Below are 9,400 nucleotides of genomic sequence, written 5' to 3'. Positions count from 1 at the left end.
CCGGTGGAAACCGATGAAGCCAGGAGCACCGATTCCGTGAGGAGCGCATCCTCCAATTGGCGCGGATTGCGGGGCGAAGCGCAGGGGCTCCCGGACCCCGCTCGCCACCGAGGCGGCGGATCGCGGAGCGCCCCCCTTGACTCCGGGGAGCGCGCCCGTATAATGGCGCCTCCCTCGCGGCGGGGTAGCTCAGCTGGTTAGAGCAGGGCTCTCATAAGGCCAAGGTCGGGAGTTCGAGTCTCCCCCCCGCCACCACCGACGCGAAAGCCCCGCCCTCGGGCGGGGCTTCTTGCGTCAGAGACCCAGGGACTCCCCCACCAGGACCACCGCCGTGTCGGTGAGCCGCGGGCGCCGCTCCTGGATGTGCACGACCCGGCAGATGCGGTCGGGGCTGCGGCAGTCGGAGCACACGCCGGTCTCGGCGCAGGGGGTCTTGAACGAGAGCCGGCGGGCGTTGGGGGGGGCAGCCCAGGCCTTGACGCGCCGCACCGCCTCGTGGACGTCGGCTGCGAGCTTGTTGGCCCCCGCCACCACCACCACCTTGCCCGGCCCGAAGGTCATGGCGCCCACCCGGTTTCCCGTGGCGTCGATGTTCACGAGCTTTCCGTCCAGGGTCACGGCGTTGGCGCCGGTGAGGAAGACGTCGCAGGTGAGCTGGCGCCGCATGGTCACGAGCCGCTCCTCCGGGGTCAGTCCAGGGGCCCCGTGGATCAGGCACTCCCTCCCCGCTTTCGCCAAGCGCTGGGGCAGGCCCAACTCCACCAGGGTCACGGACCCCCCGAACCCCACGGTGCGGGCCTCGCCCACCTCTTCCACGACCTTCGCCACGGCCCCTTCCCGATCCGGGCAGACCCACACCCGAAAGCCGTTGTCCTCGAGCGCCTTTCCGGCGATCTCCAGTCGCTTCGACACTTCCCACGCCGCCCACTCGTTCATCCGATGCCTCCTTCTTGGGGTCGCGGGGTCCCGGCCCCGCACACCTCGTCCACGGCGGCGCGCAGCCGCGTCAGGTCTTCCGGCGCCGAGAGCCGGTGGTCTCCCCCCTTGACCAGCGTCAGGGTCGCATCGCTGCCTTCCAGAGCCTTCACCAGACGAAGTGCAAGGGACCAGGGCACCTCGCGGTCCGCCAGGCCGTGGAGAAGCCGCACGGGACAACGCAGCGGAATGGGGGAACCCAGCACCCTGTGGCGCCGGGCCTCCTCCAGGAACGCCGCCGACACCGGCGTCGGCTCCTGGCCGTAGGGGTTGGGGAGGAGCAGGACTCCCTCCTCCCGCAGCCGGCTGCGGGCGCCCTCCGAGAGGGAGAGCTCGATGAGCTCGGAGGTGAAGTCCGGGGCTGCGGCAACACCCACGAGTCCCGCCACCCGCTCCGGGCGGGCCAGGGCCGCCCGCACCATGAGCCACCCCCCCAGGCTCGACCCCACGAGCACGGCAGGCCCCTCGACCACCTCGTCGAGCACCGCCAGGACGTCGTCGATCCAGCGCCCGATGGTGGCATCGGCGAACCGCCCCGCCGAGAGCCCGTGGCCGAAGTAGTCGAACCGCACGTAGGCGCGCCCTCGCGACCGGCAGTGCGCTTCGAGCGCCACGGCCTTGGTGCCGCTCATGTCGGAGGTGAACCCCCCCAGAAACACCACCGTGGGCCCCTGACCGCACGTCACCCGGTACGCCAGGCGCGTCCCGTCGGGCCGGTCCAGGTAGGCGGATGGGGGCGGCTGGGTTCTCACGGAAGTGGAGTCGGCTTTCGGTAAGGGGTTGGGGGGGTGACGCCCCGCTTCCCCCTCACAGCTCGTAGAGCGTCTCGTCCACCCGGGGCTTGAGATAGCGCTGGCGGAAGCCTCGCAGGCGCCGCCGGGCGGCCTTTCCTCCGGTGTCGCCGGCTCCGGAAAACGGGTCCTCCTGTTCGAGGAGGTCCCCCAGTTCCTCCTCCACAACGTCCGGGTCCTCCCCGGCCTCCATCCGGCGGATGGCCTCCTCCATTCCCGATCCCACCTCCATGCCCATGGCGCCGTAGAGTTTTCGCATCATGCGGGCTGCCTGGCGGGGATCGTTCTCGTCCAATCCCTCGGCCTCGGTCGCCAGGGCCTCCATGGCCTGCTCCATGCGGGCCTCGTCGAAGTCGGGCAGGCCCTCGCCCCCCTCGCCGTCCTCCTCCTTGCCGGATCTCCCCCGGGAGATGGCGAAGACCGAGACCTGGCGCTCCAGATTCGGCCGCCGGCACCGCGGGCACGACGGAGCCGCCGCCGTGTTCACCCGGCGGGAGAGGAAGTTGTAGATCGTGTGACAGTCGGCGCAGTAGAACTCGTACACCGGCATGAAGGACCTCCGCAGCAGAAGGACGACAAGGTGGGCGCGACGGCTACCGCGCCACCTGAACCGGCTGGCCGTGGCGCACCCGCTCGTTGCCCCGCACGATGACGGGAGCCCCGGGGGGCAGCGCACCCTGCACGGCGGCCCGGTCGCCCTTGTACCCCACCACCTCCACGGGCACCTCGACGGCGGCCCCCTCCACTACGGCGTACACCAGGGTGCGCGCGCCCCGAGGGACCAGGGCGTCTTTGGGCACCAGGCGCTCCGGCCTCGGCGTTCCGAGGGCCAGGGCCACGCGGGCAGTCATGCCCGGCCGGAGCTGGCCCTGGGGGTTTCGTACCTCTACCTCGACGGGAAAAGTGCGGGCCTGGGGATCTCCCACGGGGATCACCGTGCGCACGGTGCCCCGGAACTCCCTGCCCCCCAGGGCATCGAGGCGCACCGCCACCGCCTGTCCCTGGGCAATCTCCACCACGTACTGCTCGGGCACGGGTACCCGTACCAGTACCACCGCGTGGTCGGCCAGGCGCGCCACAGCCCCCCCCTTGGCCACCCATTCTCCCACCTCGGTGTGCTCCTCCACGACGACTCCGTCGAAGGGGGCCCGCACAGTCTGGCGGGAGTAGCGGTCCTCCAGCAGCCGCACCGCCGATTGGGCCTTGGCCACCCGCTGCTCCCAGACCTGGGCATCCCGGCGGGCCGCGTCGAGCTGCTCCTGGGGGGCCACCTGCTTGCGCACCAGGTCCTGGGCCCGGGCCAGGTCGGCCCGGGCCTTTTCGAGCTCGGCCTCCGCCAGGCGGTGATCCGCCCGGGCGCCCTCCAGCTCCTCGTCGAGCTCCGCGTCCCGCAAGACCGCCAGCACCTCGCCCTTCTGGATCGCCCTCCCCCGACGGGCCTCCACCTGGCGGGCGATGCCCCCGACCTCGGCGGCCACCAGGCTCTCGGCCCGGGCCTGCACCGACCCCACCAGCGACACCTCGGGCTTCACGGTGTCCTCTACCACCGGGGCCGTGACCACCAGCGCCGGCGGCGGCCCCGGGGGCCGGGGGGCGTCCTGGGCGCCGGCATCGGCCCAGACGGCCCATGCCAGCAGTAACCCCATGGCGGCGGTTCTTCGCGTCACTTTTCCTTGCTCCAGTGGCGCAGGACGTCCATCTCGTCCCCCGAGAGGCGCGCCCCCAGGCCCACCATCGCGTCGAGCACCCGGTTCCACTCCTGTTCGCTGAAATGGCGGGCTTCGAAGCGCTCGGCCCCGTGGCACACGGTGCACCTCTCGTTGAGGATCGCCAGGGCCCGCTGGGAGAGGTCCTCCCCCTGGGCGATGGAGAGGGTGGTCTGGCCGGGGGCCCTGCCCTCCTGGGCCAGGGTCTCGAGTGGGACGATGGCGGCCATGGCCGCCAGGGCTGCGCCGATCCACAAGATGCGCATCTCGTCTTCCCTCCGGAAGGGGTGAGCGTTTGGGGTTGGCAGCCTACCAGAGGCCCCCGTTGGGGGGAAGCGGGGAGGCAGCCCACGATCCACCACCTGGGTGGCGAGCGGGGTCCGGGAGCCCCTGCGCTCCGCCGCTGGCCAGGACGGGCGAGTGTCGCGAAGCCCAGGAGGGGCGGGAGCGACCCCGCAACCCGCGATGTCCGGAGGCAGCGTCTTCGAGGGAGCCGGTGCGCCGAGCCTCACTGGGTTCGGCCGAGCTGCGGCGGGTCGGCCGAGGCGGCACGGGGCCCCGACCAATGGCCAGGGCTCCCGGACCCCGCCCCGGCGCTTTCTGGTGGCCTCTGGCAGCCCCCGGGGCTCGCGGCTCGGCTTCAAGTTTGCAGGCTGCCCTGACGATCCGTCCCTTGCGGACATGCGGGGCGGGCACACGGTGGGCAGGGAGGTTCCCGTGGCAGACAGCGTACGCATGGTGGACCTGGCGGTCCTGAGCCGGGGCATGGAGGCGTTCCGCCGACTCGACCCCGAGGCGAGCGTCCTGGCCCAGCGGCTGGCCACCCAGGCCGCGGTAAAGCGGGTGGAGGAGCTCCACAAGGAGGTGGAGGCCCCGGAGCGCTCCGCCGAGTCCCGCGTCCGGCCCCGGGACCCCCGGGACGAGCGGGATCGGCAGCACCGGGAGCGGCCCGGGGACGGCCCTCCGGGCGATTCCGAGGACGAGGGGCTCCCCGAGCGAGAGGAAGGGCGGCTCCTGGACATCAAGGTGTAGGGCGGCCAACTCTCAGCTCAGCCGTCAGCGCTCAGCGCTCAGGGAGAGCCAAGGGCGCGGCTCCCAACCCGGGCTCCGAGCTGCCGGCTGAAAGCGGCTCGCCGACCGCTAGAACAAATCCTCCTGGCGGGCCCGCTTTCTTGCCGCGGGGCCGGCCGATCCGCCCGTGGCCACGCTTCTCGGCAGCAGCCGGCCCCGCGACCCGCGCTTGCGCACGTAGAGCTCCAGGTCCGCCCCCCCGATGACCACCTCCCCCGTTCCCCGCCTGGCGGGCAGGGAAACCGTGGCGAAGAACACGTGGAGCCGCTCCAGGGTCTCCTCCCCCCGCAGCGCCAGGAGCTTGTTGCCCTTCCCCTTGGGGAACTCCGGGATTTCGTCCAGGCCGAAGACCGCCATATACCCGGAACTGGAGACCGCCGCCACCCGGTTCTCGCCGGGGCGCAGGAGGATCGGCGGCAGGGCGGTGCCGCCTGCGGTGTTGAGAACGGCCTTGCCCGCCTTGTTTCGCCCCAGGAGGTTACCCACCTCGGTGACGAAGCCGTAGCCGGCCGAGGAGGCCAGCAGCACCCTCTCCTTCTCCTCGGCGGCGAAGACGGCCACGATGCGGGACCGGTCCTGGAGCTCGAGGAGCGAGGTCAGGGGCACCCCGTCCCCCCGGCCCCCGGGGATCTGGACCGCCGCCACGGTGTAGGCGCGGCCGTTTTCGTCCAGGAGGACCAGGAGCTTCGAGGTGCGGGTCTCCACCACGGCGTGGAGGGCGTCGCCGTCCTTGAACGTGAGGCCCGCGAGGTCGAGGCCGTGGCCCGAGCGGCTTCGCGCCCACCCCTTCCGGGAGACGATGACGGTCACCGGCTCGTCGGGCACCGCGTCATCGAAGTGCGCCGCCTGGGCCTGCTCGATGAGGGTGCGGCGGGGGTCGCCGAAGCGGCGGATGTCTTCGCGCAGCTCCGAGACGATGAGCTCGGTCATGGCGCCCTCGTCCTCCAGGAGGCGCTGGAGCTCCCGGCGCTCCTGCCCCTTCTCCGCCAGCTCCTTCTCGATGGCCAGCTCGTCGAGCCTTGTGAGCTGCCGGAGCTTCATGTCGAGGATCTTGTCGGCCTGGACCTCGGAGAGCTCCCAGCGCGCCACGAGGCCGCGCTTGGCCTCCTGGTCGTCCTCGGCCGCGCGAATGAGCCGGATCACCTCGTCCATGTCCAGGAGGATGCGGGCAAACCCCTCCAGGATGTGCAGCCGCGCCTCCACCTGCTCCAGGCGGAAGCGGCAGCGCCGGGTGACGGTCTCGAAGCGGAAGGCGTTCCAATCGCGCAGGATGTCGAGCAGCGGCATCTGGGTGGGCAGCCCCGCCCGGTTGATGAGGTTGAACTGCACCTTGAGGCGGCTCTCCAGGCTCGTGACGCCGAAGAGGTAGACGGCGAGCTCGTCCGGGTCTTGGCGGCGGGACCTGGGGTAGACCTCCAGGTACACGGGCCCGGTGTCGTTGCCGGCGCCGTTGTTGACCTCTCCCACCCGGGCGAGCATGGCCTGCTTGGCGGCGCGCTGCTCGGGGGTGAGGTTCGCCTCGCCCGCCTTCTTCCCCTTGGCCTTGGGCTGGGGGTTGGAGAGGGCGTCGAGCTCCAGGAGCACCTGCTCGGGAGAGACCTTGGGAGGCAGCTCGGTGAAGACCAGGTGCCACCCGTCGGCGTCCTTCTTCACCTCGTACCGGGCGCGTACGGTGAGCATCCCGGCCCCTGTGGCGTAGATCTCCTCGAGCTCCGCCGGGGAGTTGATGATCTGGCCGCCGCAGGGGAAGTCGGGCCCCTTCACGTGGCGCAGGAGACCCTTCAAGGTCGTGCCGGGGCTCTGGAAGAGGGCGATCGCCGCCCGGCACACCTCAAGCAGGTTGTGGGCGGGGACGCTGGACGCCATGCCCACCGCGATGCCGAGTTGGTCGGCCAGGAGCACCGTGGGCACCCGCGCGGGAAGGAAGGCGGGCTCCAGCTCGTTGCCGTCGTAGTTGGGCCGAAAATCCACCGTGCCCTTGCCGAGCTCCTCCAGGAGCACTCTGGAGAACTCGGTGAGGCGGCACTCGGTGTAGCGCATGGCCGCCGCGTTGTCGCCGTCGAGGCTGCCCCAGTTGCCCTGCCCGTCGATGAGGGGGTAGCGCAGGTTGAAGTTCTGGGCCATGAGGACCATGGCCTCGTAGACGCTCGCGTCCCCGTGGGGGTGGTACTTGCCGATCACGTCGCCCACCACCCGGGCGGACTTCTTGAACGTCGCCCGCGCCCCGAGCCCCAGCTGGCTCATGGCGTAGAGGATGCGCCGGTGCACGGGCTTGAGGCCGTCGCGCACGTCGGGGATGGCGCGGCTCAAGAGCACCGAGACCGCGTAGGAGAGGTACGAGCGGTCGAGATACGGCCCCAGGGGGATGTAATCCTCCCCGGGCCGGCCGCGAACCGCGTTGCGGAAATCGTCGAGGGTCTGCAAGGGGCGACTCCAGGTGAAGGGAGGGGGTGTCGCGGACGGTCACGGACTTTCACGGACAGACACGGACGGGCACGGACTTGCCCCGCCGCTCCTCACACGTCGACCTCCGCCAGGTTTCCTTCCCGCTCGATCCACTCCCGGCGGGCGGCGGCTTCCTTCTTGCCGAGGCAGCGGTGTACCCGGGCGCGGGTGTCCTCTTCCTCGCCGGGGGGGACGAAGAGGGGCAGCACCCGGCGGGTGTCGGGGTTCATGGTGGTCTCCCAGAGTTGGGCGGGGTTCATCTCCCCCAGGCCCTTGAACCGCTGGACCTTGATCTTCTCCGGGTCCACCCCCTCGGCCAGGGCCTTGTCCCGGGCCGCCGAGAGCTCCTCGTCGTCGAGGCAGTAGAGCGTGCGGCGCTCCTTGTACTTGCCGTGGGGCGGCACGTCCACCCGGAAGAGGGGCGGCTCGGCCACGAACACGTGGCCCCGCTCCACGAGCCGCGGGAAGTGGCGCAGGAAGAACCCCGCCAGGAGGCTGCGGATGTGGGCGCCGTCCACGTCGGCGTCGGTCATGATGACGACCTTCCCGTACCGCAGCCCCGAGAGATCCACCGGGTCATCGGGGCCGTGGGGGTCCACCCCCAGGGATACCACGATGTTGTGGGTCGCCTCCGAGGCGAGCACGTCGCCGGCGTCCATCTCCCACGTGTTGAGGATCTTGCCCCGGAGGGGCAGCACCGCCTGGATGTCGCGGTTTCGGGCCTGCTTGGCCGAGCCCCCGGCGGAGTCGCCCTCCACGAGGTAGAGCTCCGTGAGCTCGGGGTTGTCCTCCTTGCAGTCGGCGAGCTTGCCGGGCAGGGTTCCCAGGGTGCCCTGCTGCTTCTTGGAGACCTTCTTTCCCCGCCGCAGCCGCTCCGCCGCCGCCTTGACCGCCAGCTCTGCCACCGCCCGACCGTGCTCCACGTTCTCGTTGAGCCACAGCTCGAACGGGTCCCGGAACATGGCGGTCACCAGGCGAGCCGCCTCCCGCGACGTGAGGCGCTCCTTGGTCTGCCCCTGGAACTGGGGCTCCTTGAGGCGGGCCGAGAGCAGGAAGCACGCCTTGGCCCAGATGTCCTCCGGGGCAAGTTTCACCCCCCGGGGCAAGAGGTTGTGGTGCTCGGAAAACGCCCGAACGGATTCGGCGACCGCCGTGCGCAACCCGTTGACGTGGGTGCCGTGCTGGGTGGTGGGGATGAGGTTCACGTAGCTCTCTCCCACCCCCGGCCCTTCGGCCACCCAGGTGAGCGCCCAGTCGATCCCCTCCCCCTCCGAGAACTCGGCTCCGTTGTCTTCGGGGCGGTAGAAGCGCCCCCCGGCATAGATGGGGCAGGCGGTCTCCCGGTCCCCCACGAGATCGGCCAGGTGATCCTGGAGCCCGGCCTCGTAGCGCCACTCCCTGTGTTCGGCCTCGGCCCCGCCTTCTCCCGGTTGGCCCTCCACCTCCAGGATCACCCGGGTGCCCGGCAGCAGCACCGCCTTGGTGCGCAGGAGCCGCTCCAGAGCAGGCCGGTGGACCTGGGGGGAGTCGAAGTAGCGGGGGTCGGGCCAGACCCGCACCGTGGTTCCCGTGGCCCGCCTGGGGACCCGCACGTCGTCCCGGGCGAGCTCGCGCACCAGCTCGCCCCCCTCGAAGGCGATGCTCCACTGCATCCCGTCGCGCCGCACCGTGGCTTCGAGGCGGCGGGAAAGGGCGTTGGTGACCGAGACCCCCACCCCGTGGAGGCCGCCCGAAAACGAGTAGTGCTTGCCCTCGAACTTCCCCCCCGCGTGCAGCGTGGTGAAGATCACCTCGATGGCCGGCCGGTTCTTCTGTTTGTGCAGGTCCACGGGGATGCCGCGCCCATCGTCCTCCACCGAGACGGACCCGTCGGCGTGGAGGGTGACGCGGATCGTGGTGGCGAACTGGGAAAGGCACTCGTCGGCGGCGTTGTCGATGACCTCCTGGATGATGTGGTTCGGGGTGGCGGTGTTGGTGTACATGCCGGGGCGCTTGCGCACCGGCTCCAGGCCCTCGAGCGCCTTGATGGCATCGGCGTCGTAGGCTTCCGTGAGCTTTGCAGCCATGGATTCTCCCGCTCCTGGGGTTGGGAACGCCGGCTTACTCCCTTGGGGTCGGGGGGCCCGGCGGCGCGCATTATACGCCGGAGTCTGCCCGGTCTCGACACCCGAACGAGCGGTCTCGTCATTTCCCGCTTCCCGGTCCGCTCGTGTGGGCCTGTCTCGCGTGGCAGCGCAGGTCCTGGCGTGGCGGCGCAGGTCCTGACGAGGAGGCCTGGATTCGCCACAGGGCGATCGCACATAAAAACCTTAGCCAGCCAGCACTTTGAGGCGATAGGCGTCATCCCAGCCTGCGCGGCGGCGCTTGGTCTGGGTACCGCGCTTGATGGAGGTTTCCTGGGTGAGGAGATTC

At 71.0% G+C, this 9,400-nt stretch carries 8 protein-coding genes and 1 tRNA gene; 2 read left to right on the top strand and 7 right to left on the bottom strand.

Annotated elements, in window-relative coordinates; translation table 11 throughout:
* Positions 1 to 178: 178 nt before the first annotated feature.
* Positions 179 to 255, top strand: a tRNA-Met gene (locus AB1578_18975).
* A gap of 39 nt (positions 256 to 294) precedes the next feature.
* Here the strand turns inward: AB1578_18975 and AB1578_18970 are convergent.
* The 5 genes from AB1578_18970 to AB1578_18950 are packed head-to-tail and all read right to left on the bottom strand — an operon-like array spanning position 295 to position 3,738.
* Positions 295 to 936 carry a lactate utilization protein gene (locus AB1578_18970; protein ID MEW6489978.1) on the bottom strand — a complete coding sequence of 214 codons (642 nt, stop codon included), beginning with the start codon at positions 934 to 936 and terminating at the stop codon, positions 295 to 297.
* The gene (locus tag AB1578_18965; protein MEW6489977.1) at positions 933 to 1,727 is read right to left on the bottom strand and encodes an alpha/beta hydrolase; all 795 of its coding nucleotides are present in this window, start codon (positions 1,725 to 1,727) and stop codon (positions 933 to 935) included. Before AB1578_18965 ends, AB1578_18970 begins: the two co-directional genes overlap by 4 nt.
* Positions 1,728 to 1,782: 55 nt before the next feature.
* Positions 1,783 to 2,316, bottom strand: a complete 534-nt coding sequence (locus AB1578_18960; protein ID MEW6489976.1) for a zinc ribbon domain-containing protein — start codon at positions 2,314 to 2,316, stop codon at positions 1,783 to 1,785.
* A gap of 43 nt (positions 2,317 to 2,359) precedes the next feature.
* Positions 2,360 to 3,433: an efflux RND transporter periplasmic adaptor subunit gene (locus AB1578_18955; GenBank protein MEW6489975.1), complete on the bottom strand. Its 1,074-nt coding sequence runs from the start codon at positions 3,431 to 3,433 to the stop codon at positions 2,360 to 2,362.
* Positions 3,430 to 3,738: a hypothetical protein gene (locus AB1578_18950; protein MEW6489974.1), complete on the bottom strand. Its 309-nt coding sequence runs from the start codon at positions 3,736 to 3,738 to the stop codon at positions 3,430 to 3,432. Before AB1578_18950 ends, AB1578_18955 begins: the two co-directional genes overlap by 4 nt.
* Positions 3,739 to 4,189: 451 nt before the next feature.
* Between AB1578_18950 and AB1578_18945 the strand changes: the two genes are divergently transcribed.
* Positions 4,190 to 4,504 (top strand): hypothetical protein, encoded by a 315-nt coding sequence (locus tag AB1578_18945; GenBank protein ID MEW6489973.1) that lies wholly within the window; start codon positions 4,190 to 4,192, stop codon positions 4,502 to 4,504.
* A gap of 108 nt (positions 4,505 to 4,612) precedes the next feature.
* Here AB1578_18945 and AB1578_18940 read toward each other — a convergent pair whose 3' ends face one another.
* Positions 4,613 to 6,967, bottom strand: coding sequence for a DNA topoisomerase IV subunit A (locus AB1578_18940; GenBank protein ID MEW6489972.1), 2,355 nt, complete (start codon positions 6,965 to 6,967; stop codon positions 4,613 to 4,615).
* A 92-nt stretch (positions 6,968 to 7,059) separates the two neighbouring features.
* Complete coding sequence (locus AB1578_18935; protein MEW6489971.1) at positions 7,060 to 9,054, bottom strand: DNA topoisomerase IV subunit B; 1,995 nt, start codon at positions 9,052 to 9,054, stop codon at positions 7,060 to 7,062.
* Positions 9,055 to 9,400 lie beyond the last annotated feature (346 nt).

The organism is Thermodesulfobacteriota bacterium, from assembly GCA_040756475.1.
Taxonomy (GTDB): domain Bacteria; phylum Desulfobacterota; class Deferrisomatia; order Deferrisomatales; family JACRMM01; genus JBFLZB01.
This window is presented reverse-complemented; position numbering and strand designations above follow the sequence as displayed.